General features: G+C 59.3%; 29 protein-coding genes and 1 pseudogene. 13 read left to right on the plus strand and 17 right to left on the minus strand.

Translation table 11 applies throughout. The annotated features are described in order from the left end of the window. Both E7813_RS13175 and E7813_RS13180 read left to right on the plus strand, forming a co-directional pair. Nucleotides 1-351: ATP-binding cassette domain-containing protein (locus E7813_RS13175; protein ID WP_291574581.1), on the plus strand; the 351-nt coding region annotated here is incomplete at its 5' end. A gap of 17 nt (nt 352-368) precedes the next feature. Then, the gene (locus tag E7813_RS13180) at nt 369-1,340 is read left to right on the plus strand and encodes a sugar ABC transporter substrate-binding protein (protein WP_291574583.1); all 972 of its coding nucleotides are present in this window, start codon (nt 369-371) and stop codon (nt 1,338-1,340) included. A gap of 84 nt (nt 1,341-1,424) precedes the next feature. Here the strand turns inward: E7813_RS13180 and E7813_RS13185 are convergent, their stop codons facing one another. Beyond that, nucleotides 1,425-1,862 carry a DUF3830 family protein gene (locus E7813_RS13185; RefSeq protein WP_291574585.1) on the minus strand — a complete coding sequence of 146 codons (438 nt, stop codon included), beginning with the start codon at nt 1,860-1,862 and terminating at the stop codon, nt 1,425-1,427. Nucleotides 1,863-2,349: 487 nt separating this feature from the next. On the opposite strand from E7813_RS13185, the gene E7813_RS13190 reads away from it, so the two are divergent. Next, nucleotides 2,350-2,802: a hypothetical protein gene (locus tag E7813_RS13190; protein ID WP_291574643.1), complete on the plus strand. Its 453-nt coding sequence runs from the start codon at nt 2,350-2,352 to the stop codon at nt 2,800-2,802. Between the two features lie 60 nt (nt 2,803-2,862). Here the strand turns inward: E7813_RS13190 and E7813_RS13195 are convergent, their stop codons facing one another. From E7813_RS13195 to E7813_RS13210, 4 genes are read right to left on the minus strand one after another with little or no spacing between them, the layout of a single operon-like run. Continuing rightward, the gene (locus E7813_RS13195; RefSeq protein WP_291574587.1) at nt 2,863-4,029 is read right to left on the minus strand and encodes an ABC transporter permease; all 1,167 of its coding nucleotides are present in this window, start codon (nt 4,027-4,029) and stop codon (nt 2,863-2,865) included. After that, nucleotides 4,026-4,970 carry an ABC transporter ATP-binding protein gene (locus E7813_RS13200; RefSeq protein ID WP_291574589.1) on the minus strand — a complete coding sequence of 315 codons (945 nt, stop codon included), beginning with the start codon at nt 4,968-4,970 and terminating at the stop codon, nt 4,026-4,028. Before E7813_RS13200 ends, E7813_RS13195 begins: the two co-directional genes overlap by 4 nt. Further along, a complete protein-coding gene (locus E7813_RS13205) occupies nt 4,967-5,752 on the minus strand; it encodes an efflux RND transporter periplasmic adaptor subunit (RefSeq protein ID WP_291574644.1) in 786 nt (261 codons plus the stop codon). The genes E7813_RS13200 and E7813_RS13205 overlap by 4 nt, the downstream gene beginning before the upstream one ends. Then, nucleotides 5,752-6,372, minus strand: a complete 621-nt coding sequence (locus tag E7813_RS13210) for a TetR/AcrR family transcriptional regulator (protein ID WP_291574591.1) — start codon at nt 6,370-6,372, stop codon at nt 5,752-5,754. Before E7813_RS13210 ends, E7813_RS13205 begins: the two co-directional genes overlap by 1 nt. A 263-nt stretch (nt 6,373-6,635) precedes the next feature. Here E7813_RS13210 and E7813_RS13215 point away from each other — a divergent pair, with 263 nt between their 5' ends. Together E7813_RS13215 and hpaD are read left to right on the plus strand one after the other, a co-directional pair. Next, nucleotides 6,636-7,178, plus strand: coding sequence for a VOC family protein (locus tag E7813_RS13215; protein ID WP_291574593.1), 543 nt, complete (start codon nt 6,636-6,638; stop codon nt 7,176-7,178). Nucleotides 7,179-7,276: 98 nt separating this feature from the next. Then, complete coding sequence (gene hpaD, locus E7813_RS13220; protein ID WP_291574595.1) at nt 7,277-8,131, plus strand: 3,4-dihydroxyphenylacetate 2,3-dioxygenase; 855 nt, start codon at nt 7,277-7,279, stop codon at nt 8,129-8,131. 202 nt (nt 8,132-8,333) lie between these two features. On the opposite strand, the gene E7813_RS13225 is transcribed toward hpaD, so the two are convergent. Both E7813_RS13225 and E7813_RS13230 read right to left on the minus strand, forming a co-directional pair. Beyond that, nucleotides 8,334-9,035 (minus strand): class I SAM-dependent methyltransferase, encoded by a 702-nt coding sequence (locus tag E7813_RS13225; protein WP_291574597.1) that lies wholly within the window; start codon nt 9,033-9,035, stop codon nt 8,334-8,336. A gap of 13 nt (nt 9,036-9,048) precedes the next feature. Beyond that, on the minus strand, nt 9,049-9,282 hold the full coding sequence (locus E7813_RS13230; protein ID WP_291574599.1) for a DUF1488 family protein: 234 nt from the start codon (nt 9,280-9,282) through the stop codon (nt 9,049-9,051). Nucleotides 9,283-10,241: 959 nt separating this feature from the next. Here E7813_RS13230 and E7813_RS13235 point away from each other — a divergent pair. Further along, entirely contained in the window at nt 10,242-10,946 is a 705-nt protein-coding gene (locus E7813_RS13235) for a VIT family protein (RefSeq protein WP_291574601.1), read from the plus strand. Between the two features lie 107 nt (nt 10,947-11,053). Then, nucleotides 11,054-12,238 carry a nucleotidyltransferase family protein gene (locus E7813_RS13240; protein ID WP_291574603.1) on the plus strand — a complete coding sequence of 395 codons (1,185 nt, stop codon included), beginning with the start codon at nt 11,054-11,056 and terminating at the stop codon, nt 12,236-12,238. Between the two features lie 4 nt (nt 12,239-12,242). On the opposite strand, the gene E7813_RS13245 is transcribed toward E7813_RS13240, so the two are convergent. The 7 genes and pseudogenes from E7813_RS13245 to E7813_RS13275 all read right to left on the minus strand — a co-directional run bounded on the left by E7813_RS13245 (nt 12,243) and on the right by E7813_RS13275 (nt 17,899). Continuing rightward, nucleotides 12,243-12,731: a hypothetical protein gene (locus E7813_RS13245; protein WP_291574605.1), complete on the minus strand. Its 489-nt coding sequence runs from the start codon at nt 12,729-12,731 to the stop codon at nt 12,243-12,245. 306 nt (nt 12,732-13,037) lie between these two features. Further along, nucleotides 13,038-13,370: pseudogene (locus tag E7813_RS26155) on the minus strand (glycosyltransferase family 2 protein); the annotation flags it as partial. A gap of 25 nt (nt 13,371-13,395) precedes the next feature. Continuing rightward, the gene (locus E7813_RS13255) at nt 13,396-13,833 is read right to left on the minus strand and encodes a tail fiber domain-containing protein (protein WP_291574609.1); all 438 of its coding nucleotides are present in this window, start codon (nt 13,831-13,833) and stop codon (nt 13,396-13,398) included. Between the two features lie 132 nt (nt 13,834-13,965). Further along, on the minus strand, nt 13,966-14,670 hold the full coding sequence (locus E7813_RS13260) for a hypothetical protein (protein WP_291574611.1): 705 nt from the start codon (nt 14,668-14,670) through the stop codon (nt 13,966-13,968). 119 nt (nt 14,671-14,789) lie between these two features. Further along, nucleotides 14,790-15,059: a PqqD family protein gene (locus tag E7813_RS13265; RefSeq protein WP_291574613.1), complete on the minus strand. Its 270-nt coding sequence runs from the start codon at nt 15,057-15,059 to the stop codon at nt 14,790-14,792. Nucleotides 15,060-15,108: 49 nt separating this feature from the next. Next, entirely contained in the window at nt 15,109-16,365 is a 1,257-nt protein-coding gene (locus E7813_RS13270) for a glycosyltransferase (RefSeq protein ID WP_291574615.1), read from the minus strand. Nucleotides 16,366-16,375: 10 nt separating this feature from the next. Then, nucleotides 16,376-17,899 carry a hypothetical protein gene (locus tag E7813_RS13275; RefSeq protein ID WP_291574617.1) on the minus strand — a complete coding sequence of 508 codons (1,524 nt, stop codon included), beginning with the start codon at nt 17,897-17,899 and terminating at the stop codon, nt 16,376-16,378. A 71-nt stretch (nt 17,900-17,970) separates the two neighbouring features. Here E7813_RS13275 and E7813_RS13280 point away from each other — a divergent pair, with 71 nt between their 5' ends. Continuing rightward, nucleotides 17,971-18,735: a hypothetical protein gene (locus E7813_RS13280; protein ID WP_291574620.1), complete on the plus strand. Its 765-nt coding sequence runs from the start codon at nt 17,971-17,973 to the stop codon at nt 18,733-18,735. Between the two features lie 357 nt (nt 18,736-19,092). On the opposite strand, the gene E7813_RS13285 is transcribed toward E7813_RS13280, so the two are convergent. After that, nucleotides 19,093-20,136 (minus strand): hypothetical protein, encoded by a 1,044-nt coding sequence (locus E7813_RS13285; protein ID WP_291574623.1) that lies wholly within the window; start codon nt 20,134-20,136, stop codon nt 19,093-19,095. 303 nt (nt 20,137-20,439) lie between these two features. Next, entirely contained in the window at nt 20,440-21,273 is an 834-nt protein-coding gene (locus E7813_RS13290) for a polysaccharide deacetylase family protein (protein WP_291574624.1), read from the minus strand. Nucleotides 21,274-21,396: 123 nt separating this feature from the next. Between E7813_RS13290 and E7813_RS13295 the strand changes: the two genes are divergently transcribed. From E7813_RS13295 to E7813_RS13315, 5 genes are read left to right on the plus strand one after another with little or no spacing between them, the layout of a single operon-like run. Beyond that, nucleotides 21,397-21,876, plus strand: coding sequence for an acyltransferase (locus E7813_RS13295; protein ID WP_291574625.1), 480 nt, complete (start codon nt 21,397-21,399; stop codon nt 21,874-21,876). A 49-nt stretch (nt 21,877-21,925) separates the two neighbouring features. Beyond that, nucleotides 21,926-22,984 carry a Gfo/Idh/MocA family oxidoreductase gene (locus E7813_RS13300; RefSeq protein WP_291574626.1) on the plus strand — a complete coding sequence of 353 codons (1,059 nt, stop codon included), beginning with the start codon at nt 21,926-21,928 and terminating at the stop codon, nt 22,982-22,984. A 34-nt stretch (nt 22,985-23,018) separates the two neighbouring features. Next, nucleotides 23,019-23,711 (plus strand): acyltransferase, encoded by a 693-nt coding sequence (locus E7813_RS13305; RefSeq protein WP_291574645.1) that lies wholly within the window; start codon nt 23,019-23,021, stop codon nt 23,709-23,711. Continuing rightward, the gene (locus E7813_RS13310) at nt 23,708-24,715 is read left to right on the plus strand and encodes an NAD-dependent epimerase/dehydratase family protein (protein WP_291574627.1); all 1,008 of its coding nucleotides are present in this window, start codon (nt 23,708-23,710) and stop codon (nt 24,713-24,715) included. The genes E7813_RS13305 and E7813_RS13310 overlap by 4 nt, the downstream gene beginning before the upstream one ends. After that, a complete protein-coding gene (locus tag E7813_RS13315) occupies nt 24,712-25,869 on the plus strand; it encodes a DegT/DnrJ/EryC1/StrS family aminotransferase (RefSeq protein ID WP_291574629.1) in 1,158 nt (385 codons plus the stop codon). The genes E7813_RS13310 and E7813_RS13315 overlap by 4 nt, the downstream gene beginning before the upstream one ends. A 60-nt stretch (nt 25,870-25,929) precedes the next feature. Here the strand turns inward: E7813_RS13315 and E7813_RS13320 are convergent, their stop codons facing one another. Continuing rightward, on the minus strand, nt 25,930-26,907 hold the full coding sequence (locus E7813_RS13320; protein WP_291574630.1) for a glycosyltransferase family A protein: 978 nt from the start codon (nt 26,905-26,907) through the stop codon (nt 25,930-25,932). Nucleotides 26,908-26,960 lie beyond the last annotated feature (53 nt).

A 26,960-nucleotide genomic window follows, 5' to 3' on the forward strand; every position in this document is an offset into this window, starting at 1 on the left:
CTCGAATATTTTCCGCGCCTGAAGGAGCGCATGGACATCGCGGCGGATTATCTGTCGGGCGGCGAACAGCAGATGGTGGCGGTGGCGCGGGCGATGTCGGGCAACGTCAAATTGCTGTTGCTCGACGAGCCGTTCGAGGGTCTTGCGCCCTCGGTGATCCTCGACCTGTTCCGGGTGTTCGATCTTTTGCGTCAACATATCTCCATCGTGATCGTCGAGCACAATCTCGACCTCGTGCTGGCGCTGGCCGACCGGGTTTTCGCGCTGGAGCGCGGCGCGGTGTTTCACCAGGGGCCGGCGGCACCGCTGCAGAGCGACCTCGACTACCGCAAGAAGATCCTGTGGCTGTGACCCGCAAGGAGACGACCATGCACTATTTCGTAACTGCAATGCTGGCCGGTTCAATGCTGTTGCTCGCCGCTGGCTTCGCCGGCCAGGCCAGGGCAGCGGACGAGCAGCCGACCATCGCCGTGTTCACCAAGAACCTGACCAATCCCGCCTATGAGGCCTTCCGCATCGCCGCCGATCAGGTCGCGCGCTCGGCGGGCGCGCGGATTGTGCACTTCGTTCCCAGGCAGCCGGATAATGTCGCGGAGCAACAGGCGATGGTCGAGCAGGTCCTCAAGGACCGGCCGGACGCCATTGTCTTCATTCCCGTCGATGACGTAGCCATGATCGGCTCCGTGAAGAAGCTCAACGAAGCCAAAATCCCGGTCGTGCTCGCATCCAATCCGCTGCCCGGCCGGTTCGTCACCTATATCGGCGCCGACGATTTTGAGATCGGGTACCGGCAGGCGCGTTATCTGTTCGACAAGCTCGGCGGCAAAGGCAAGATCGTCGTCATCGAAGGCATTGCGGTGGCGCCGACCAACCGCGAGCGCGTGCGCGGATACAAGCGCGCATTCGCCGAGTTTCCCGGCATCGAGGTTTTGGGCTTCGGCATCGGCAACTACCAGCAGCCCGACGCCAGGCGGGTGATGGAAGAATTCCTGCAAAAATACCCCGAAATCGATGCGGTGCTCTCGGCCAATGACGGTATGGCGCTGGGCGCGCTGGAAGCGCTGACGCAAGCGAAGCGGACCTCTGTCGTCATCGGCATCAACGGCATCCTGCCTGCGATAAAGCAGATCGAGACCGGCGCGCTGCTCGCCAGCGTCGATTTCAACATGTTCAAGATCGGCTGCATCGCGACGCGCGCGGCGCTGCGCCATCTCAAGGGCGAGCCACTGCCGGAAAAGATCCTTCTGCCGGCCGAGATCATCGACAAGACCAACTACAAGGCCTGGCTAACCCCGGTGGACCAGCGCAGCTGCCCGGAATGGAGCGAGGTCGCGAACTAAGGGATCGTTGGCCGGCGTGGCTGTCACCTTCACCGTCGTCCCGGCTCGCAAGCCGGGACGGTCCCGGTGTTGGGTTTGCATAAATCACTCGTCCGCAACGCTGATAGTGCAGTCCTCGCCGCCCTCGCGCCAGGTTCGCAAGCCAACTTCTTCGAGAAACGGCCACTCGCTCTGGTCGACGCGTGCGAACAAATTGACGCGGGATTCGCCGCGCCAGTCGCGCACCGTCTCGGTGCCGTAAAACCACCCGATCGCCTCGAAGCCGGTGACGTCGCGGTCCGACCATTCGCAGGCGTAGATGACGTCACCGAGCCCGGCGTTGAGGATCTGGTTCTCGCGCGGCGGCTTGTCGGGCAAATCGAGCTTGGTATGGGTTTCGCGGCCGGTCCATCGCGCGTTGTAAGCCTTGATGGTGAGCGGCAACCGCTTGCGGATCGCGTCCCAGGTCTTCGGCGCCTTGTCCAGCATCACCTTGGCCGTGAAGTAACCGCCGCGCGCGAAGCTGAATTTGATTCTAGCCAATATCGCCTCCGGTGAGTTGCGGGATTAGTAAAAGCGTAGCGCGATGGAGGCAAGCTAGTCCAGCATTTCACGCAACGATAGCCCGTGCGAATTCGACAACTAGCCAGAAGAGTACGGGGACACCGGGATGCATCGGAATCCGCGTTAGCGCCGCCGCCCCGGACCGATCCCGACGCCGCTCCAGATTTCCGGCGGCGCAATGCAGCAGAAGCTTGAAAAATCCGGCGGCTAGATTCCGTTGGGCCGAGCCGGTCAGCCGCCGAATTGGGCTCGGCGCGGGCGAGAATACTCGACGCAACAGCTCAGCCGAGAGCTCTGGCCGCCTTCCCCGTTCCCAGCCACCTCGTCGAATTCGGCGGGGTTGCTTCGCAACCGCAGTCGTCCCGGGATCGGTTTGATCTATCGCAACGACGCCCTCCTGTCCGGCGCGCATGCTGATATTAGTTTCTCTAGCGATGGGAGGTATCCCGTGATTACCCAAGACAGCATGCGAGACCGGTCGCATTCCGTTGTCGAACGATTGACCCAAGCGTTCGGCGACTGGCTCCAGCACCGGCGGGAGCTCAATGAGATGCGCCAGCTCAACACGTCGGAGTTTGATCGCATCGCAGGCGATTTGCGGGTTTCTCCCGCCGATCTGAATGAATTGGTTCGTCTCGGGCCGCATGCGGCGGATGAATTGCCGAAATTGCTTGATGCCCTCGGCATCGACAGCAACGATCTCGCCCGCGCCGAACCCCTGATGTTACACGACATGGAGCGCGTCTGCACCTTGTGTGAACACAAGCGCGAATGCGTCCGCGATCTCGCCGCCGGCACGTCTGCCGGAGACTATCAGGCGTATTGCCTCAACGCGCCCACGATCGAACAGTTGGGGCGCGAGGCAAACAATAAGGGCTCGGCTCCGGCTAGCGGCGCCTCGGGGTCCTCGGTCGGGTAGTTGTCGACGATCGCAGCTGCCCGCGCGACCGCTTTGCCGCAGTCCATATCGGTTGGCGCGTCAATCCAGCGTACGGCGGAAGCGCGTCACCGCAATCGTCATGGCGAGCACCATCAACGCGAAAAGGGCAATCGTATCATACTGCAGATTTTGTAACGTTGCGCCTTTGAGCATAATGGCACGGACAATCCTCAAGTAGTGCGTCAGTGGCAGAATTTCGCCGACATATTGCGCCCAAACCGGCATACCCATGAACGGGAACATGAATCCCGACAACAGGATGCTCGGCAGAAAGAACATCATCGACAGCTGCATCGCCTGCAGCTGGTTTTGCACGATGGTCGAGAAAGTATAGCCGATCGACAGATTTGTCGTGATGAACAGCGTCGAGAGCAGCGCCAGCATGATCAGGCTGCCGCGTACCGGTACCCCGAACAACAACATACCGATGCCGACGATCAGCGAGGCCTGAATGAACCCGACCAGCACGTAAGGCGCGATCTTGCCGAGCATGATTTCGACCGGCTTGATCGGCATCGACAGCAAGCTTTCCATGGTGCCGCGCTCGATTTCCCGCGTCACGGAGAGTGCCGTGAAGATCAGCATGGTCATGGTCAGGATGGTTCCGACCAGGCCGGGCACGATATTGAGTCGGGACGAACCCGCCGGGTTATAGCGGGCGTGGGCGCGGATCTCGAACGGCAATGCCGGCGGGTCGCCCGCGAACAAATCGTGCTGCAACGCGGTCTGCACAATGACGCCGAGCGAGGACATCGCCGAACCGGCCGCCACGGGATCGGTCGCGTCGGCTGCGACCAAAAGTGCCGGATAGTCGCCCCGCCGCACCGCGCGCTCAAAACCGCGCGGAATTTCAACGCCGAACAGTACCTTTCCCGACAGCAGCAGGTTGTCGAACTCGGCGACATCGTGCACTTCGGTAGTGAAGTCGAAATAGGCAGTGTTTTGCAGCGCTTTCAGGATCGAACGGCCGAGATCGCTATCCTCCTGCAAGAGCACCGCTGTCGGGAGATGACGCGGCGTGGTGTTGATGGCGTAGCCGAACAGCAACAGCTGCATCACCGGGATCATCACGATCATCGCGAACGACACGCGGTCGCGCCTGAGCTGGATGAATTCCTTGATCACCATCGCGACGGAGCGCCGAAGGAAGCCGAAGCGCAACTCCGTGGTCTCGCGTTCGCGGCCGGATGAATCAGTTGCGCTCACTGGAAATTATCCTTCGAACGGGTCATTAGTTCGATGAAGACATCCTCCAGCGACGGCGCGCCGTGCTGCCAGTGCAATCCGGTGTCGTCGCGGTAAGGTGCGATCGTGGCCTCGAGCGCGGTCTTGTCCCGACCGGACACATGCAGGCTGGTGCCAAACGGCGCCACCATGTCGACGCCGGGCTTGCCAACGAGCTGATCCGAGAGCTTGTGAAGATCGTGGCCGGTCACCGTCCAGGTCGACAGCGCCGATTTGGCGATCACCTCGTCCACGGTGCCATGAACAAGAAGATGGCCATAGGCGATATAGGCGATCTCGTGGCAACGCTCGGCCTCGTCCATGTAATGGGTGGAGACCAATACTGTCAGACCTTGCGCCGCGAGCGCATGGATCTCGTTCCAGAAGTCACGTCGTGCCTTGGGATCGACCCCGGCCGTCGGCTCGTCCAGCAGCAACAGTTGCGGGTTGGACAGCGTGCAGGCGCCCAACGCAAGGCGTTGCTTCCAGCCGCCCGAGAGCTCGCCGGCGAGCTGTCTTTCGCGCCCCTGTAGCCCCAGTCGCTTGATCATCTCACCTACGGCGCCGCGGGCATTAGAGACGCCATAAAGCCGGGCCACGAATTCCAAATTTTCGCGCACCGACAGATCCTGGTACAGCGAAAAACGCTGCGTCATATAGCCTACCCGGCGCTTGATCTTGTCGGCGTCACGCCGGATGTCGTAGCCCAGACAAGCGCCTTCACCGCTGTCGGGCGTCAGCAGACCGCAGAGCATACGGATGGTGGTCGTCTTGCCACTTCCGTTGGGGCCGAGAAAGCCATAGATGGTGCCGCGTTTGACCTGCATCGACAGGTCATGCACGACCTCGCGGCCGCCGAATGATTTTGTAAGGCCGTGAACGTCGATCGCAATGTCGAGGGCGGAAGCCGGCAGTCCGGTCATCGCTTGTCCGCTACTGGCGTCTTGGCGTTGAGAAAAACGCTGATCGGCTGCCCGACCCGCAACGCGTCCGGTCGCGACGGCCGGGCCTGGATCAGGTAGACCAGCTTGTTGCGTTCATCCAGGCTGTAGATGACCGGCGGGGTGTATTCGGCCGAAGTCGAGACGAAATAAATTTTCGCGGTGAGATCGCCCGCGCAGTTGTCGCAGGTGACACGCACCTCGTCGCCGACCGCAAGCTTGGGCAATTCCGGCTCGGGCACGTAGAACCGCACTTTCATGTTGCCGGGCGGCATGATCGACAGCACCGGCCGCTGCGCCGCGACCGTTTCACCCTCGCGGAAATAAATCTGCTGAACGGTGCCGCTGACGGGCGCAAAGCCGATCCGCCGTGCAACGCGCGTCTGCGAGGTCACGACGTGCGCTTCGGCAACGCGCAGCGCCGAAAGCGCGGCGTCGAGCGTGGCCTGCGTGCCGGCGCCCGTCTTGCTCAAGGACAAAGCGCGGTCATAGCTTTGCTGCGCGTTGGCGAGCGTGGCTTTGTTCTGGTTGAGGTCAGCCTGCTGCATGTCATCGTCGACTGCATAGAGCTGACTGCCGGCCTTGACCTCGTCGCCTTCGCGAACATTGAGTTTGGTTACACGCCCGAATTCGTCGGGGCTAACGAAGATCATGTCCGCCTCGACCCAGCCCTGAAAGCCGGGATCCCTGGGCGCGTCGCAGCCGGCTAGCGCTGCTGCCAGCGCCAGCGCTGCGAGCGTCCACGACATTTTTGGCGACAACATCATGTCGCTCTCCGTGTGCCAAAAATCAGATCGAGCTGGACGCGAAACATCGCACTAGCATCCAGTGGCGCACGCTTGCCGAACAGCCCGTGCCAGATCACGGCGACAATCGCCGGCGCAATCACGATTTGCGGAAAGTCTGCCAAGCCTTGCGCCCGGATTTCGCCACTCTTGATCCCGCGATCAATCAGCGCCCGCATCCCGGCCATCCCGCGGGAAACCACTTCGCGGTAGTAGAAATCCGCGATGCTGGGAAATCTGGATCCCTCGGCAACGATCAGCCGGACGATGTCACCGCGCCGCGTCGCTACAACCTCCTCCACGAAGGTCTGGGCAAAGTTCTCAAGTTTGTCGCGCACCGACCCACCGGCGGGCGGCGGCACGGCTAGCCGGCTGATCAAAGGCACCAGCGCGGTGCGTATCAGTTCCTGAAACAGCGCCTTTTTGTCCTCGAAGTGCAGATAGATGGTGCCCTTGGCAACGCCGGCGCGCTTGGCCACATCGTCGAGCCGCGTCGCGGCAAATCCGCGCGCGACGAATTCCGCCAGCGCCGCCTCGATGATTGCCTGGCGCCGCCCCGCGGCGCGCGCCGCGCGGCTCGGCGAGACCGCCGTATCCATGCCAGCGTTCCTGCCGCCGGGCGCGGCCGCCTTGGATGCGGCTCTCTTTCGGGAGATTGACATAGACATAATATGACTGACCGGTCAGTCAATGTCAATGTTCCTTGTCCCCGACCAACGAGCGCGATGGACGCTTGAGTCCGGCTAACCTTTTCACAGAGGATCCGATCGCAGAGGATGCCGTTGATCCAGATCAAGGCTGCCGCAAGGTAACGAGCGTTACTGACAACCTTCAAGCGCCGTGACAGAGCGCGGAGGAAACCATGCGCATCCAGCAAATCCATCACGTCGCCTATCGCTGCAAGGACGCGAAGGAGACCGTCGATTTCTACAAGCGCGTCATGAACATGGACCTGCTGGGCGCGATCGCCGAGGACAAGGTCCCCTCGACTAAGGCCCCAGATCCCTACATGCACATCTTTCTTGATGCGGGTGCCGGCAACATTCTTGCCTTCTTCGAACTGCCGAACTCCCCACCGATGGGTCGTGATCCCAATACACCGGACTGGACGCAGCATATTGCGTTCCAGGTCGAAGACATCGACGCGCTTCTCAAGGCCAAGGCACGCGCCGAGGCCAGCGGTCTCGAGGTCGTTGGCCCGACCGATCACACCATATTCAAATCCATATATTTCTGGGACCCAAGCGGCCATCGCCTCGAGGTCGCGGCGTGGACCGCTTCACCCGAACAGCTGGCACGAATGAAGACGGTCGCTCCCGAAATGGTCGAGGAGTGGTCGCGTACGAAGCAGCCGCCGCGCCACACCGCCTGGCTCCACGAGCAGGAGTTCGCCGCGACCGACTGAATTTGACGAACAAAATGCCCTCGTGACGACTCCCACATCACGTTCGGAGCTAGTCCGATCGACGTTCATGCTCAAGCTCCCGAAGGAGATAAGAGCCATTGGGAAAAATTGTTCTTGCCGCCAAGGTGACCCACGTACCTTCGCTGATGCTTTCGGAAACGAAAGGCAGCTCTCTCCTGTCTGCCCGGGAGAGCGCTATCCACTCGCTACGCGAACTTGGCCGGCGCGCGAGGGAGCGCGGCGTTACCACATTCGTGGTGATCGACACGCACTGGCTCTCCAATTTTGGCTATCATATCAATGCCAATCCCCATCACCGCGGTTCGTTTACCAGTCACGAGGCGCCGCATATGATCCAGGACTTGCGCTACGATCTTCCTGGCAATACCGCGCTCGCCGAGGCCATCGCCGACGAGGCACACAAAAATCAGCTTAACGTCATGGCGCATAAGGTCGCAACGCTCGGTCTCGAATATGGCACGATCGTACCTATGCATTACCTCAATCCCGACGGTTGGGCCAAAGTTGTCTCGATTGCGTCGCCGTTATTCACTTCGCTTGAGGAGAGCCGCACGCTGGGTGAAGCAACCCGGCGCGCGGCAGAAGACTCCGATGACCGGGTAGCCCTCATCGCCAGCGGGTCACTGTCACATCGCCTCTGGCCGAACAAGAATCTCGTCCCAGATGCCTGGACGTCGATCGCGAGCGAATTCAACCGACAGGTCGATCTACGTGTACTCGAGTTATGGCAGCAGCGCCGCTATCGTGAATTCATCGCCATGCTTCCGGAATACGCGATCAAATGCAACGGCGAAGGAGGGATGGCCGATACCATCATGCTGTTTGCGGCACTCGGTTGGGACGCCTACGCAGGCGAGGCAGAGCAGCTCTGTGACTATTTCCCATCGAGCGGGAGCGGTCAGGTCAACGTGGAATTCCACGTTGACCGTTGAAGATGTCGCCATAGGCCACATTCCGATCGAGATTGCTCGTCATTCGAGCTCGCTCATATGTTGTTGGGCGTAGAGCTCAAGGCCGAGCTCGGCGACGATATGATGCTCCTTGTCGTGGGCGATTTGCCTCAACGATGCGAGCAACCGGGTTTGATCCCAAGCGGACTTTAGGCAGTCCGGTCGGAAGCGGTTTGATGTTCGCTTACGAGGTCTTGGCTTGAAATACTAAGAAATATTGCCTCGCCAGGAATGGATGGGTCGCGACAATTGTATAGCCAGCGGTATCCAACTCTGATGTAATTTTCTCGGGTGGGATGCGGTGTTCAGGCGGTGGTCCCTCTGGCGAATCAGCCTTGAAATCCACGATGGCAAGCCGTCCATTAGGCCGCAATGACGCTTTCAATTTGGAAAAGTACGCAACACGGTTGTCGATGTGGTGGTACGTGTCGACAACAAGAATGAGGTCCACTGGTTCGGGAAGATTGGCACTCTCGGTGCTTGCCAGTATCGGCACCAGTACCCCCAAATTTTCATGGCGCGCACGCTCACGAAGGTGACGGAGCATTTCCGGTTCGATATCAACAGAAAATAGCTTTCCTTCGGGCACGAGCTTGGCGATCCGAGCGCTGAAATATCCGGTGCCCGCGCCTAAATCGGCGACCCGGTCTGTTCGTTGGAGGTGAAGGGCATCTAGGACCTCGTCGGGCTTTTGCCAAGCATCGCGCGCAGGATCATCAAACGCTTTGGCCCATTTCTCGGCATTCTCAAAAGAGTGCTGATAACCTTGGCCGTGCTTATAATGAGTCTGCGGTTCAGGAGTCGTCTGTGCCAGGAGACCACCCAACCTCGCGCTCCCAATGGCAAGCACAAAAGCAACGCATATCGATATCATCACGCTGCGCATATCCGACACCTCATCAAAAATTGGCGGCAACTAGGTCATAAGAACCTCTGCTTCCGCGGACATAGATCTTGGCTGCGGCGGCACATATTAAATCGCGGTTCAAATCGAACGCTTTCAGAAAGCCCGGCTCATCGGGGAAAGCGTCTGGTTCAATTTGTCTCAATGCCGTTTCGTCTATATAAAATGACGCCTCTATAGCGCTGTCATGTCCCCCCAAAATCGCACGTCCCGCCGCGTTTGGTCGCATGAACGACTATGATTTGGAAAATCAATCACTTGACCGGTACCGATCAAGCCGTCGTCGGTCAGCGACCGCTCTTACCGGGATTGGGATCAGCGTCCCTTCGCCGTTGAACATGCGCTGCAATGTGCGCTCGATCGCAACAACAATCTGACCGTGAATTTGTCTCAGCCGCAGAAGGCGCTCGGCCCGCCGGCTTTCAGTGCGGCGATGCAAGCTCATTGGGTGTATGCCACTTATTAGGTCAACCTCACAGACGCGCTCGGTTTCGTCGTTCATTTAAGCTATATAGGCTTCGATTTTGCTTTTGCGAGCCATGAAGGATGAAAGGGAGTTTGCATGTGGAAGAGCGCAGCTACGGCTCATTCTATCGATCGATATCTCTGCCTTCGAGCCGGAAGAGGGAGCCGTCGAAGCTCATTTCGATAAAGGCGTGCTGCATCGGGGTGCATCAAGTGCCCAAAAGGGTTTCCCGCCCATAACCTAATTTCCGAAGACCCTGTCACCGAAATAATGCTGACCAGCGCGCTCCTTCGTATCCTGATCCTCGGCGACATTCTCCCAATCGGCGACAACACGGTCTGCATCGTGCGGGATGCTAACCACCCCGAAGGCTATGCTCCCATGCGTCACCAGAGCCGGGTTTCTAGGTCTATACCGGGCAAGCCAGCCAGCCGGCCGACCATCACGCCGCCGCACTAGCATGTCTACCGCGAAACGAGCAACATTCGCCGCTCCGTTGATCCACATCAAGAAGCCCGGGCTGCAAGCGTTGTTAGATGACTATGCATTGAGCTGATAGCCCCCCGGACCCCATCCGACGGTTCAATGTTAACCCCGCTCGGCCCCCCTGAGGAGTCAAACGGATTTGGCTGCGCCTCCGTAGGTTATTTTGCCAGCGAGCCGCGGATCCTTCGCACCCGCACAGATCAGCCATAGGGCTCGAAAGCTTCACGGAAACATCGATGAACCGTCCCCGCCGCCTTCACAAAGAGAGCCATCTCGTCGATCGCATCGGATGGTTGAGGGCGGCGGTGCTTGGAGCCAACGACGGAATTATCTCGACCGCAAGCCTGATCGTCGGCGTAGCCGCAGCGGCGGCAAAGCAAAACGACGTCCTGATCGCGGGAGTCGCAGGACTGGTCGCTGGCGCGATGTCGATGGCCGCCGGCGAGTATGTCTCCGTCAGTTCGCAGTCTGACACCGAGAAGGCGGATCTCGCACGAGAGCGGCGTGAGCTGCGCAGTAACCCTAGGGCCGAGCTAGAGGAGCTTGCCGAGTTCTACGTCAAACGCGGGGTCGACCTTGATCTTGCCCGCCAGGTTGCCGCGCAACTCAAGAAGAAGGATGCGCTCGGCGCCCACGCTCGCGATGAACTGGGCATTTCTCAGATGACCACCGCGCGGCCTGTCCAGGCAGCCCTCACGTCGGCCGTGACATTCTCCATAGGTGCAGCCATGCCGTTGCTGATGGTCGTCGTGTCGCCTTCGACGATGCTGGTCCCGGTGACGTCGGCCGCGTCGCTGGGCTTTCTCGCGTTTCTCGGCGCCGTCGGGGCGAAGGCAGGTGGCGCGAATATTCTGCGCGCGACCATCCGAGTGACGTTCTGGGGAGCGCTGGCGCTCGGGATCACCGCCGGGATCGGAAAGCTGTTCGGCACCATACTCTGAAGAGTACCCTTCTTGGTCGCACGGACGTCGCGGCCGAACGCCATCTATGCTAAACGATCGCGTGAACCGAGGGGCGTGAAAGCTTGTAATATCCTGGAGTCAAAATTTTGGAGCGCTTACCGCCATCTGTTTCACATTCAGATCTCGCCCTTCTCGGGAAAATCCTGGAGGTGCGCCCCACGACAGCGTCATCTGCCGCGCTTCGACTCGCTTTTTTTGACAAATGCTTTTCGTGGCCATCGCTGGTCGAGTTTGCCAATGCGCACGACCTGCTCGCTCCGTTTGTTCTTGCTTTGCGTGATCGTTCGCTGCTTTTTCCCGTGCCCCATACCTGCGATTCGGCCACCCGGGAAAAGCATGTCACCACCAGGCTGACGTCAACCTGGAATCAACACCTCGAGCGGCAGGACGACCTTCGCGATCAGCTGCTTACGATTATCGCAGCATTGAATGAGCGCGAGATCACGCCGCTTCTGATCAAGGGCGCCTGTCATCTGACCGAGATGGAAGGCTGGTCGGTTGCGCGCGGCATGCGCGACCTCGATATCGTCGTGCAGCCCGCTGAGCTTGGCGATGCGACGGCAGCCCTGAAGTTGCTGGGATACGAGTTTGCAAACCTGCCGGAACTGGATGGACAGCATCACCTGCTCCAGATGCAGCTGAGTGATCGACATGGGGCCGTCGAATTGCATTCGAACGCGCTCGCCTTCAACGCCGAGCCTTTATTGCCGACGGACAGGATCCGGGAATTGTCCGTCAACCGAGACTTCCGCGGTACGCAGTTTCGCAAGTTGCCCGCGGCCTGGCATGTTCTCCACGGTCTTCTACATCATCAGGTGGCCGATCGCGGTCACGCCCGGCATTTATTGGCGCTCAAGGGTCTCTGGGAGTTCTCCATGGGAGCGAACGAACTCTCTGCACGGGACTGGCATGTGATCATCGCTTATATGGAGAATAGCGGCCAGATCGACGTTCTCTTGAGTTGGGTCGCCCAAGGCAATTCGCTGTTCGGCCTCCCAATTCCCGAAACGGTAAGGATTACCGAAAATGCGAGAGCCCATGCCAGCGAAACCATACGGCGTGCCGCATGGCCGTATCCGCTGCGAAGGGCAATGTTCATCACCGATCAATTCGGGTTTGCGTTCCACCCGGATACGCTCGCCCAGCGGTATGGCTCACGACGCGAACGATCGAAGCTCGGGATGGCCGGCAAGCACCTGATCTATCTTCTCCGCAAATATCGCGGCGACGCGCTGCACCGGCTGATCGGCAGCAACCGACGGATTTCCTGAAACATCACGCCTGCGCAAGGCGGGCCTCCGCAAGGCGCGCCTTGGTCTCGCAGGCTTCCCGCTCGGGCGAGGCTTGCGCCGCGCGGCGGTACCAATGGGCGGCTTGCCGGAAACGGCCGGCCCTGAAATGGCAGAGCGCCAGCGCTTCCGGAGCAAGATAGGCAAACAATGCGGTATCGTAGGAGTTCATTGGATCAAAAAACTTGTGTGGATCGAGAGCCGCGATCCTCTTGAGTATTGGCAGCGCCTTCTCATCGTCGAACCGCTCGAGCGAGAGCTTCGCCAGGTTCCACTGCAGAACGAGATTGTCGGGAAACAGTTCGAGGGCTTCGCGCAGAAGATCGGCAACGGGCTCGCCGCGTCCATGCAGCGACTGGAGGAGGGACACGAACGGCAGGCTGCAGGTCTGCCCGGCGTCAACGCGATACTCGTTACGAGCGGCCTCCGCCCCGCGCCGCCATGCTGCTATCGCGGCGTCTTCATCGCCGGTCATGCTCAGCATTTCGCCGAGGTGCCACCAGCAATAGGATCGGTCGGGATTATCCCTCAGGTATTTGCGCAGCAGAGAGACGTTGCGCGAGACCTTGTGAAGCTGGCTTCCCTCATATCCGACATGACGCAATGTAATATCGGACAGTCCAACGTCCCGCCCGTCACTGCGGCTGACCTCGCCGATGGCAGCGTGTATCCCTTCGTGGATTACTCCCCGGAACCTGATCCGCGAATCGTTGCGGAACAGCCGAAGTTCGGCGTAAGCGGTCCAGCCAACGCGCGGAAAAAAACGGACGCGCCAGGCAACCTTGCTTTCATTCTGGAGCGCGAGGCGAAGGCTTTCGGAATCGGGAAGCTCGAGGCGCTCATCGGCGTCGATATACAGGATCCAGTCTCCGCTGGCTTGCCCGATTGCAAAATTACGTGCCGCGGAAAAATCATCGCGCCACGGAAACGAATGAACCGAGACCGGATAGCGGCGAGCTTTGTCGATCGTATCGTCGCGCGACCCGGTATCGACAATGATAATCTCGTCGACGACGCCACTTAACGAAGCAAGGCAAGCTTCAATAAATTCGGATTCGTCTCGGACGATCAGGGTCGCAGATACACTTGGCGGCCCATTTCGGGAGCGAGACAATTTGATATCTGCCTCCGCCGAGACCTCAAGCCGCGCGGCTGCTCTCCCAGTCGGCGTAGGTCATCATTCGGGTGCCGAGGGCGGCATAGTCCACCAGCAGGAAGCCATGGGCTCCGGTAACGACGGCTTGAGGGGCGACCTCCATCGCTTCCTGGGCCATGACGCCCACATAGTCGACCGTGTGGCCGACATACCGGAACCGATACAGATTGAGGCCGGACGGCAACGAACCAACCCGCGAAATATCGGTCTTCAAGCGACGGTCCGATGGTGGCAGAGCCGATCCGGTGCCGTTCGCCTGCGCCACGGCTTTCGAAATGCTCAACCCGTCCATGGCGAAAGATGCAACGACCGGCGCGACAAATGCGGAGCCCGTGACGAGCCGCGTCAAGGTTTTACGCTTGTTTTCATCAAGCCCATCGATCGCTTGATCAATTTTCGGACTTTTGCTCTCATCGGCCATTTTCAAATCCCCAATTACCCGAGTCTATTGACTATCCTAGCAGCTATTGTCGTCTATTTGAAGTTTAGTTCAAGCCTCTTTAGCGCAGCATGCTGGCCAAAAAACCGCCCCCGTGTCCCAGATTCTCGCGAATCAATCAAGCGAGCTGCATGCGGCCTCGATGCAACGGATTGCTTGCGGGTGATCGCCGAGCGAGAGATCGAAACCTCGTGTTCGTGCGGACATCGCAACCAGGGCGCCGATCGCCGCACCATGCCGATCAGCCGGAAAACCCACTTCAGGCACGATTTCCCGAACCAGCGCCAGAGATGACACGGGGCGGATCGAGGAATAGCCGCCATGATTGGATCGCAACAGGATCACGAGATCGACCGGGCCATGACTGATCCGCCAGGGCGCCCCGAAGCAGCGCGGGTTGACGTTGTAGATCCGCTGCCCGTGATAGTCCTGCAAAGAGGGGCGTCGCGATATCGTGTCCGCAATCTCGGGAAGCAGACGCAGGGAGCCCTCCTTCAAATACAAGGCGCGAGGCCGCGCTACCGCGCCACCATCATATACGAAGACGTTCTCATCCCCCTCCACCTCGTAGCCGGCGAGCATGAGCCGCAGCGTAAGGGTGGTCTTGCCGGTTCCTTTGTCACCGACCAGCAATAGCCGGCGCCCGTTGCGGCGGAGACAAGCACCGTGGATGATTGGCAAGGTCGGATCGTCCCGGATCGATCGGTCGAAGAGATTGGCGTAAAGAAATTCGATCAACTCGCGACTGTGCAGTTGCTGTTGCAGCACATTGCCGCGCTCGACAATTCGATGGATGCCGTCGCTCACCTCAAGCCGCACGAGCGACTCTTCCGAGGCATATCCCTCAATTTCCGGATCGCATTCCAGATAACGCGCCGCCTCATAAAGCTCAGAACTGTCGGTTCGAAGCGTGATCCGGCGACGTAACGTCCGGACGATTACTTCGAAATCGACCTTAACAGCCCTTCGCGCATCAGCGAGTCTAGACACGTTGCAACCTCTTCATGCGTATGCGGCGGAAGTTCAAATGCCATTGCGACCCGCGATATGATATCGGTTCGATCGCGTCGCCCGTCGCAAAACTCGAAAATCACTGCGGCGGTCTTGTTGAGGTAATGCACCCGATCACGCGCGGTTTGATAGACGATGTATCCGTCCGGCACCTCGTGGACCTCAAGGTTGTCGGCCGGGGCAATCACTTCCTGCATTCGTTTGTTCTCCGCAATTCCCGCTTTGTATCAGGCTCACCTGCCGGTGTCAGGCCAGAAATTCCAGCGCCAACTTTCCGACCCGCGCGGCCCAGCGGCCCGGATCGTAGTCACGCCGCACCCGGGTCCGTGCGTTGTTCGCGATCCGGCCCGCTTGGTACGGTTCCGTCAGCAGGCTTATGCAGGCTCGGGCGAAGCCGGCTTCGGAATCGGCAAGAACAACGTCAACTCCCGGTCTGAGACCGAGACCTGTTGCGCCGAAGCTCGTCGAAACCGCGGGTACACCCCAAGCCGCGGCCTCAAGCAATTTGATTCGCGTTCCACCTCCGGCACGAAGCGGCACGACAGCCAATGACGCTTCGCGATAGAGAGGCGCGACATCGGGGACGCTACCCGCGACCACGATGCCCGGCTGACGGCCGAGACGCACCATCCAATCCGGTGGATCTCGGCCGGCGATTACCAGTCGAACGTTTTTCGAAGCGATACGAAGGCGCGGCCACACCCGCGAAGTCAACCACATGACGGCATCGGCGTTCGGCGCGTAGCCGAGCGTCCCGACAAACAGCATCGTCGGGTTGCAGGCTCGGGTGCGCCACGATCTTGCCCTACTAACGATGGGCGCCACATTGGGGACCACCGTGATACGCCCCGGGTCTGCCTTGTGCGCCAGCGATCGCGCTTCGCCATTCGAAGCCACGAGAACGGAATCGAATTGCGGAAAAAGCTTCTGTGCCATCCGATCGTAGGCGGACGCTTCAGACATGGCCCAGGCAGACTGGAGCAAGTCTCCTTTGCGGCGATACATCGCGCCGATCGATCGATGGGTAAGCGCATCATCTTCGTCACAGTCGAGAATGAAGCGTGCCCGGCCTATGTGCTGCCGCAGCAGTCCTGCGAGCGGAGCGAGATAGAGCCGGGAAACGTGGACAAGCGAATAAGTCTTGTTCCCGATCCATGTATTGAGCGCTTCTCCGACGGCCTCGGTCAAGGCCGCCGCCAACGAAGGCTGCCCGTATTCGCGGAAAGCCTCCAGTCTGGCATGGAAATCATGAAGACCAGAGAGCAGCCGGAAATGCGTATTGAGCTGCGGTTCAAGGATTCGGGTTCGAAGCGTTCGCGTCTGCACGAAACTGGTTGGTTGCGTGTTCGTCCCGGCAACCGGCACCACGGCAAGATCGATTTCGAAATGTCTGGAATACGCGTCGAGAAGGAATCCGGTGCGCATCGCCAGGCCGTTGCCCCCTTCGCTTGGGAACACAGGCGAGAGGAACAGCATCCTCTTTCGTGTCGCGAGCGGCACCATCGTGTCGGCGCTATTGCAGGCGACGGTAGTGCAATGGATCGATCTCGACGGGATGGCAGGCACGGTCCCTGACCGCAGCTAGCCTGTTATCCCTTGCCATCGAGAGTTCCCTGACCAGAGATTCGAGCCAGTTGCGCCAGGACTCGTCGAATTTCTGTCCCGACAAGCAATTCAAAAATGCTTCGGGTACGTCGTCGAACAGGCGATTCAAAAAGGTCAGCGTCTTCGATAGTTCCTCCGCCACTTCCCCATCGAAACCAACGTGCAGCAACGGACTCGCGAACATTGCGTCGATATGGATCGCCGCTGAATGCTCGATGCGCGGTTTCCTGAAATGCGGCCAGTTCTGTGCCGCTTCGAGCGATACCAGCCCGGCATCAAATGCCGGTCGAGAGAGTGAGATGCCTTTCCAGGTGCCATCGTCGCGCCGATGGAGTTCGACTGCAAGGCGGGTGGCGGAAAACAACTGCAAAATGAGGCCGCCCTTTTCTTCGGTGACCGCCCAATGCTGTTCATATTCCGCCCGGCCCTCGCCGACGCGCCCGCCGGGCAAAAGTTCAAGCGTGCGTTCAGCCACCACCGACGTCGAATAGCTGAATCGCCGGACCGCAATCAAATGCGTTTCTTCAGCCAGCGACGCCGCCGACCGGGCGGGCGGGAGGAAAATCATGCCGCTCCAGAGCCGGCGCAATTCTTCGAGTGCGGCCGCACAGCATTTATCGATCGAAGCATCACAGACAGGCCGATTGGGTCCGGACAGATTCCACTTGGACAGGCTGCGATGATGCAGAAATAGCTTACCGAGAGAGTCACGCTGGATCAGATCGTTGTCGAATTGATATGGCCGGTGATCGACAATCGCATAATTCTGTCGCGCCAGTTCGGCCGCGATCAGAAAAGAATCCTTGTCGCCGTGAATGTATCGGTAGGCTTGCTCCCAATATTCATTTAGCAGCACGGCAAGATCCAGCAGTAGCCAAGCCTGTTTTTTGTCGATCGCCAGCACACCGGACTCCAGGCTGGCGCAATCCCTCCGTGGCAGGCCTGCCATATCCCAGATCGGGTTTTCTTTTGTCAGGTCGACGATGTCGGGCCAAAACAAGACACCATGGCGCCTGTAGCTATCCCATTCAAAGACGGCGTCGGGATTAACAAGCGGAATGGTATCGGCATCAAGAAACAGCACCTCGCGAAACCTGCTCTGCGCGATCGCATAAGGCTTGAGCGGCCAACCGCCCGAGACCCGTGCGGGCCACCGGGCAATGATTTTTTCCGCGTCGATGACCTCAACACCCTGTTCTTCCAGGATGATCTGCATGCCTTCGCTCATCTCGGCGCGACCCAGATGCCAGACTTGAATCGGAAGTTTTGATTCGACCACGCGCCGCAACACCCAGATCAACATCCAGACGCACGTGAAATAACGCTTTCCGCCCGCGCATGTGACGATTCCGCGTCCGCTGAAGCGATCGTCCGGGTATTTGGCGGGAATGGCGAGGCGATGTCTTAACGCTTCGCTGAATGGGGCTTGCATTGAGCGCAATCCGCTGCACTATCAGGATGGATGAGCGATTTTAACTAAGTATCGAGGCACGGTACTATCAGATGTTTCCACAGCCCGCCACGGTTCTGATTTTGACGCCGGTAAAGACCGCGGCGCATTTCCTGGACACTTATTTTGCCGGTCTGGAGGCTCTTTCATATCCTCATCATCTGCTTTCGCTCGCAATTCTCGAAGGCGACAGCCGCGATGACACCCATGACGAGATGCTGCGCCGCTTGGGGAAAGCTTGCGAAAACTTCCGGCGTAAAATCCTGGTCAAGCGTGACTTCGGCTTTCAGATTCCCGATCAGATCCCGCGCTATTCTGAGGTCTTTCAGGCTCAGCGGCGCGCCATTCTCGCGCGCGCGCGCAACCATCTTCTGTTTCGTGCACTTCAGGACGAGCAATGGGTTCTTTGGCTTGACGTGGACATCGTCGAATATCCGAAAGACGTACTGGAACAATTGCTCGCCGTAAACCGAGACATCGTTCACCCGCATTGTGTGACCGCTTTCGGCGGCGACAGCTTCGATCTCAACGCCTGGAGCGATGGCGGCAACAAGCGCATGAGCGACATGAGGGGCGCGGGGCTGGTCAGGCTGGAGTCGGTCGGCGGTACGATGTTGCTCGTGCGGGCAGACCGGCACCGCGACGGTCTGGTGTTTCCGCCTTTTTTCTACGGCAACAAGAGCCGATGGATTCGCGATCCGCATCCGCTTGCAACAACGGCTCTGGGCGAGATCGAAACCGAGGGGTTTGCCATCATGGCCAAGGACATGGGGATCGAATGCTGGGGGCTGCCCGATTTGGAGATACGTCACCGATAGTACCGATGACCAAACTGCTGCCTCCGGCGATACCGATCAATCGACCGTGACCCGTGTTGATTTCAATGCCGCGGCATAGAGTTGGTCATCACGCTACTTGGCTGCAACAGCGTGATGTCCGGATCGGGTAATCGCGACCGAAATGGGCAGCCCACCCCATTTCTGCTTTTCCTCCGTTAGCAACCTTAGTGCGGACATCCCAGGAGGTCCGGTTGGTGCCAATCTGGAAATCATGTCGCCGCCTGCAACGCCGGATTGGTGCACCTGCGCAACGGGCGTAGCGCCAATTTCTTGTTGCGGTCCATTTCTTCCTCAATCGAGCGCCTTCGCTTGTCGGCCTCGAGGTGACTGGCCGAGCTAAACCAGAAATTGAGCATGTCCACCGACCCACTTCATGGTCGCGTAGACACCGAGTGCTGCGGCCGCCGTTGCCGCCGCAAGGCGCGTCGCCGGCGATCCCGGTAAAATCTGAGCTGTTGTGATTGTCAATGGCACGAGGCCAGCGACAAACCTAGGCATGGAATCCGGACCGGTCGAAAGCGCAAGGGTCAGGGATGCCGCGCAGAACAGCGCGGCCCCAAGGGCGCCGCGAAGAGCCATAACGACACACATCGTGAGTGCGCCTATGGCGGTTACAATCAACCAAAAGCCTAAGCCAGAGGGTCCCCGGCGTAGCCCCCATAGCATCCAGAAAAACGGGCTGTGCAGCGATCGCCCCCACGCCGACTGGACATGCGCGAAGGCCAGCGGGTCGCCGATATCAACATATAAATAGATCATGAAAGCGATCAGGCCGATGGGCGCCAATAGCAACGCGACCAGTGCCGGGCCAATAGTCAGTGTTCCGCGCCGGTAATCGATGACGGCCTGGACCATGATGGGTAGTACGATGAAGATGCCAGTAACGCGCGTCGCCGAAAGCAAGCTGGCGGCCACTCCGGCGGCAAGGTAATTGCCACGTTGTAAGCATGCCAACACAATGACGGTCAGCATGACAAACAGCGCTTCGGTCAAGCCGGTGCTGTAGTAAAATGAGAGCGGCCCGGCGATCAGCAGTGTGCAGAAAACCCAGTAGCCGCTGAGATCATTCTTAAACAGCGGTCGAGCAAACGCCGCCGCCAAACCGATGCAGCACTGATTCAATACCGCGCCGCTACCGATTAACGAGAGGCCGGTGATGAAGTGAAACGACGAAAGCATGATTGGATAAAGCGGAAAGAAAGCCCAATTTGCTCCACCGTCGGGGTTCGCCGAACTCTCATAGCCATTGTAAGCTAGGTCGTTATACAAGCGACAGTCCCACTGGCACAGTGCGCCGACGAATCCAGTGAGTGAGAGGCCCTCAGTCTCGAAGTAATAAGCACCGTAACGCAATAAGACACCGGCGATGCCGATGCCCATCAGAGCAAGATAGTTCCGTGGCGATAGCATTGTTGGAGTGCGATCTTCACCAGCGGGGAAATGAATATTTTTTGACCGTGATCCCGTTGTTGGCATTCATTATATCATCGGCCGGACGGGAAATGTCGCTTCCAGCACACCCGAAAATCGAATGGCCAACCACGCCCAAGGCAACAATGTCGGCACGATCAGCATAGAACTAGGGCACAACACAATGGCGACGGCAAGGAGATGTTCGGGAAGTCTGGGTCCAAAAGCAGACTTCAAACAGGGAATGTTCGATGAGTCGTTGCCGCGCATATTTTATTTTGTCAAATGCAACGCTTCCTCGTTTTCACGTCGAACCCATTTGGCAATTTCAATCACCGGGGCCACCCAAGTCGAACTCTCGGAGGCAAGGAAGTCTAGAAGATTGTGGTGGATCGACGGCTCGACGAAAGAATTGTGGGTGCCTGCCCCGATCCCATCAATCACAAGGATCAGCCAGCTGCTCTCGTCACCCGCACGTTTGACCGCATCGGTTAGCGCGCTCAATGGAAGAGTATCAGCGAGAAAGCCGCCGAGGTTCATGAGGTCGAGATCACGGGACACCGCAATCGGCTGATCTGTGCGCGCGCCGCGTGCGGCGATGAACTTGTCTCGGATCATGCCCGCGATCGGCGTCCTGGTGCGCCAGCGGCCTATATGGGTATCGAAGCAGGTGTAGGCGTAGCTCCGCTCGCTCCTGCCGTCGATCAACTGGAGAAATGCATTCGCAATGCCGACCTCCTGCTGGAACCTGTGCGGGGTGTATTGGCGCAGGTCGAAAGCCTTGTCGATCCAGCGCCGGTCTGCGGCGCCGCGCCGGCACGGATGAAACAGACTGTGATTGCCGAGTTCATGGCCGCGGGCGGCGAGCTCGCGCCACGGAAGCGGGGCATGCGACGGACCCGCCGCGATATTGAGATAGAAGGTGCCGCGCAGTCCGTGAGCTTCGAGAGCGGGTCCGGCGAGCTCATAGTGGACCGGGAGCGCGTCATCGTAGGTAATCGAAACTGCACATTTGCGGCCTGCCGGCCAGGAAAACGGCGTTGGAACGGCCAAATCTCCACCTCGCGATAATGGCAACAAATACCAGCCCGAATGCCACGCTTGCAACAGCCTCCGGACCCGTCCACTGTACCGGGGGATGGTGTCCGCTGGTACCGTTCGGAAAGCCAGCCTAGTCGCTGGCCAGCTCAGCGAAACTGGGAGCCGGCTTCTGTCAGTTGGGGAGGATTGATGGCGGTCGGGCGCGATGTCCTTATTGGCGAAGGGGTATCGATCTTTCACCCTGAACTGGTCAATCTCTACGGGTGCCGGGTCGGAGATTTTACCCGGATCGGGGCTTTCGTCGAAATCCAGAAGAACGCTTCGGTCGGGGCGCGGTGCAAAATCTCGTCCCATTCCTTTATCTGCGAAGGCGTAACGATCGAGGACGAAGTCTTTATCGGTCACGGCGTCATGTTCACCAACGACCTCCTTCCGCGCGCCACAACTGCGGATGGTACGCTCCAGAGCGACGCTGACTGGAAGGTGATCGAGACGCGGGTCCGGCAAGGTGCCTCGATCGGGTCCAACGCCACTATCCTGCCGGGCATCGTCATCGGCAAATATGCGATGATCGGCGCTGGCGCGGTGGTGACGCGCGAAGTCAGCGACTATGCCATCGTCGCCGGAAACCCCGCCGTCCAGACCGGAGACATCCGCCAGGGCCGATAACGCCTTGAATTTCCCACTAGAGCCCGGGTTTGTTAACACGAGTTGCTTCATGATCGGCATCGCAGTTATCGGATATGGATATTGGGGCCCCAATCTTGCGCGGTGCTTTGCCGAAACCGAGGGATGCCGCGTGGTTGCGATCGTCGACCCTGCGGCGGAAGCGTTGGCTCGGGCAGCGCGCCACCATCCGATGACCCGATTGACGGCGAATTGGCGTGAAGCTCTTGCCGATCGGCGGGTCGACGCGGTTGCGATTGCAACGCCAGCAGCGACGCACTACGAAATCGCCTCAGCCGCCTTGCGCGCCGGTCGTCACGTTCTGATCGAGAAACCGATGGCTGACAACCTTGCGAATGCGCGCGAGTTGGTGGATCTGGCCGACCGCGCGGATCTGAGGCTGATGATCGGCCATACGCTGGTCTATTCAAGTGCTGCGCGCAAGATCGAAGCCCTGATCTCCAGTCATGACCTTGGCAATATCCACTACTACGATTCGACGCGGGTCAACCTCGGCGTCTCTCGGCGAGACGTAAGCGTGTTGTGGGATCTTGCCGTTCATGACCTGGCCATCATCCGTTATTTATTGCCGGGCGAGCCAATCGCGATTTCCGCGAACGGAATGAGATTTGCCGCCGACGCGCCCGAAAGCTTGGCCCATGTGACGCTTTATCTCAACGATGGCTCCGTCGCTCACCTCAATGTCAACTGGCTGGCACCGGTCAAGACACGGCGGGTCACGATCGGGGGTAGTCAGAAACTTCTGCTATGGGATGATCTCGAGCCCAGCGAGAAGGTCAAGATCTACCACCGCGGACATTTGGTGGCCGACGAACCAATCGATCCAGATCAGGCCATGATCGACTATCGGATCGGTGACATGTGGTCACCGCATCTGTCGCCAGTCGAGCCGCTGATGTCAGAGGCCGCACATTTCATCGACTGTGTCGGCCGGCATCTGGTGCCTGTTACCGACGGCAAGTTCGGCTTGCGTATCGTCGAATTGATCGAAGCGGCAACCCTCTCGATGCAGCAACGGGGCCGCCCGGTCGAACTCAAGGCGCATAGCCCGATGCAAGCTGCCCTTGTATCTGGAGGAAGAAATGGCTGACAAGATGCGGTCTGATCGTTCGGGGTCCGATGAGATGCCTAGACGGGTCATCGCGGCGGCAGTGCACGGACGCGCGGATGTGACGGCCGACCCCACATTTGAAGCCGAATTTGCCCGGGATATGAAGCTCCATTGTGCACCTGAGGAGATCCTGTCGCTGTTTCGACGCTTCTCCCGGGGCGACGACTATATCGATGCTTTGGTCCGACGAATCTGTATCCGGGCACTCGCCCGGCGTTGCGGCAGCAATCTAAGAATATCTCCGGGCGTCAGCTTTCGCCACATCGAAACCTTCGATATCGGTAACGGCGTCATGATCGGTGAGCAGGCGGTCATCCACGGCCGCATCGACGGCAGCTGCGCAATCGGCAACAAGGCATGGATCGGGCCGCAATGCTTTCTCGATGCGCGCGATCTCGTCATCGGCAACAATGTCGGCTTGGGGCCAGGCGCCAGGATTCTCGGTTCGATGCACACCGGGTTGCCGATCGATGTTCCGATCATTGCGACGGACCTCCGCATTGCCACTGTGCGTATCGACGACGATGCAGATATCGGAATGGGCGCGATTCTGCTTCCCGGGACCACTGTCGGGCGCGGCGCCATCGTCGGTGCGGGTGCCGTGGTGACGCACGACGTCCCGCCTTACGCCAAGGTTGCCGGCAGCCCGGCACGATTGATCGGTTATCGCACCGATCAAGCGCAAGGACGCGGGGGACCGGCATGACCGCCGGTTTCCACAGTCTGCGCGGCCGCAGGATCCTGGTTACGGGCGGCGCGGGATTCGTCGGCAGCGCGACGGTGGCGCGGCTCGTTGCCGATGGCTGCAGCGATATCCTTGTGGTTGACGACATGGTTCGTGGCCGCCCGGAGAATCTCCATCTTCCTTCTGGCGCGGCGCAGCTCCGCTTAATCGTCGGCGACATCCGCGACCAGAAGCTGATGCGCGACCTCGTCCCCGGAGTAGACACGGTGATTCACCTGGCAGCGTTGCGCATCACCCAATGCGCCGCCGAGCCGCGCCGGGCGATGGAGGTCATGATCGACGCTACCTACGACCTTCTTGAGCTCTGCGCCAGGACCAGGGTTCGCAAAGTCGTGATGGCTTCATCAGCGTCGATCTATGGGATGGCGGCGAGGTTTCCCACGCCGGAGGATCACCATCCCTACGCCAACCGCACGCTTTATGGCGCGGCCAAAGCTTTCGGTGAAGCGCTGCTCCGCAGCTTCAACGAGATGTATGGGCTCGACTACGTCGCCTTGCGCTACTTCAACGCTTATGGTCCGCGCATGGACGTTCACGGCAAGTATACCGAGGTGCTGGTCAGGTGGATGGAACGGATCGAGGCTGGACTCCCGCCGATCATCTTCGGCGATGGCTCTCAGACCATGGACCTAATCTATGTCGATGACATCGCGCGCGCCAATGTCCTCGCGGCTACGTCTGCGGCCAGCGACACTGTCCTCAATATCGGCAGCGGTGGGGAACTCTGTCTCCGGAAACTCGCGGAGAAGCTGGCCGTCGCGATGGGCCGACCGGACCTGAAGCCGGTCCACGAGGGAGAAAGACGGGTCGAAGCGGTGCGACGGCGTGTCGCCGACACATCGGCCGCGTCGCGCGTTCTTGGATTCACCCCGGAGGTGCCATTGGATGAAGGTTTGACCCGACTGATCTCCTGGTGGCGCTGCCAGCGCGACGGCGCACAAGCGACGGCGGAGCCCGCGGCTTGATTCCGATTACGATCCCGGTACTCGAGGAAAGCGAAGCGCAGGCTGCTGCGGCTGTTGTGATGTCCGGCTGGCTGAGCCAGGGTGTCGTTGTCGCCGAATTCGAAGCAGAATTTTCGCGAATTGTCGGAGCGCCCCATGCTTGCGCCGTGTCGAACTGCAGCTCGGCACTGCATTTGGCGCTTCTGACGGCAGGGATTCGGCCCGGCGACGAGGTGATCACGGTGAGCCACAGTTTCATCGCAGCCGCCAATGCGGTGAGGCAATGCGGCGCGACGCCGATCTTCGTTGATGTCGACCCCGCTATGTTCAATATGGACACAGGGCTGATCGCAGCGGCGGTGTCACCGCGAACGCGGGCCATTCTCTGCGTTCATCAGATCGGCATGCCGTGTGATCTGGCCCGTATCGTGCCAATCGCGCGGAAGCATGGATTGATTGTGATCGAAGACGCAGCGTGCGCTGCGGGCTCGGAGATCGAGTGGGATGGCAAATTTCAGCCAATCGGGACGCCCCACGCAGATGTCGCTTGTTTTTCGTTTCACCCGCGCAAAGTGATCACGACCGGAGAAGGCGGCATGCTGACCACCCAGCGCGCGGACTGGGACCGAAACTTCCGCATGCTGCGTCAGCACGGTATGAGCGTTGGCACCTTTGAGCGGCACCGATCCAGCAGTGTGGTGTTCGAGACTTACAAGCAAGCAGGCTTCAATTATCGCATGACCGACATCCAGGCGGCAGTCGGCCTTCAGCAGCTTCGGCGGCTACCCGAACTTGTCCGGCGGCGGCGGACCTTGGCGAAAGCGTACGGTCAGATGCTCGCCGATATTCCCGAGGTTACCCCGCCGGTTGAACCGATTTGGGCGCGCTCCAATTGGCAGAGCTATTGCATCCGATTGCCGGAGTGGGCCGACCAGTTGGGTGTCATGCAGACGATGCTTGACCGCGGTGTCGCGACGCGCCGAGGCATTATGTGCGCCCACCTCGAAGCGGCGTATCGTGACAATCAGGTGCGCTTTCCGCTTCCTCATTCGGAGGCCGCACACCAACATTGCATCCTGCTGCCGCTGTTTCCTCAGATGACTGATGTCATGCAAGAGGAGGTGATTGCTGCACTCCGAGGCGCGCTGGTCGGGCAAGATCGCGCCGGCCATTGACCTCGATGCAGAAGATGCGATCGCGGCCGTAGCGCTCGTTTGATCAATGAATGAAATGCTTCAATAGCGTGGACAGACCCCGGCAAGGATACGTCCGGCTCGACGCCAAAACCACCTCGCAACTCGTAACCACCACCGGCTGTTCAGGAATATTGCGGGCGCGACCCGAAATGCCAACTGCAGCAGTTCAAACGATGAATAAAGGCGCTTTTTCCGAAACTGCTCTCTTGCTTCATCAATGATCTGATCGGCCAGTTGATAGTTAGCGCTCGTCCTAAGCTGCTCCCCATCATTTAAATCGTGGTCGTGTTCAGCGAAGAAGATCTGGAAAGCTTGATAACGCTGGGTGAAATCCCGGATCATCAACCCGTCAGCTGCATACAGCATGCACATATTGCTGTCGTGCATACGCCGAAATCCCTGGATATTATATATCTCGCCGACATCGCCATACATAGCGCAGCGCAGCCACATTTCGAGGTCGCCGGCGTGCGGCAACGCATGTTTGTAGAGCCCCACTTTCTTTTGCACGCTGGTCCGGACAACGGCCGTGGCCGTCGTCACCGGATTGACCGGATTGGCGCAGATATTCGCAATGAATTGCGGTCCCGGCACGATCCGTGGCGGGGTCGAGGCAACGTCTGTCTTGATCGGCGGCACCCCTCCCCAAAAGGTGATGGCGCGTCCATGGACGAAGGCCACGCCGGGATTGGCATCCAGAAGATCGGCGGCACGTTTCAACGCTCCCGGAGCCAGGAGGTCGTCGGCCGAGAGCAGAAGAAAGTAGGTCTGCCGAGCCCATGCAATGCCTTCGTTGTAGGTCTTGATATGGCCTTTGTTATCCGCGTGAATGCTCAACTCAACGCGGGAATCACGAGCGGCAAGATCCCGCGCAACCTCGACAGATCCGTCTGACGATGCGTCATCAATGATGAGAATACGAATCAGACATCCATCCTGACCGAGGATGCTGTCCACACATTCCCTCAGGTACCTGCTGTAGTTGTAGCAAGGAACGACGATATCGATCGATTGCATCAAATCGGTGCTTCTCCGAGAGGAGGTTGCGTCAATCTTTACTACCAGTATTC

The organism is Bradyrhizobium sp., from assembly GCF_004799405.1.
Taxonomy (GTDB): Bacteria; Pseudomonadota; Alphaproteobacteria; order Rhizobiales; family Xanthobacteraceae; genus Bradyrhizobium.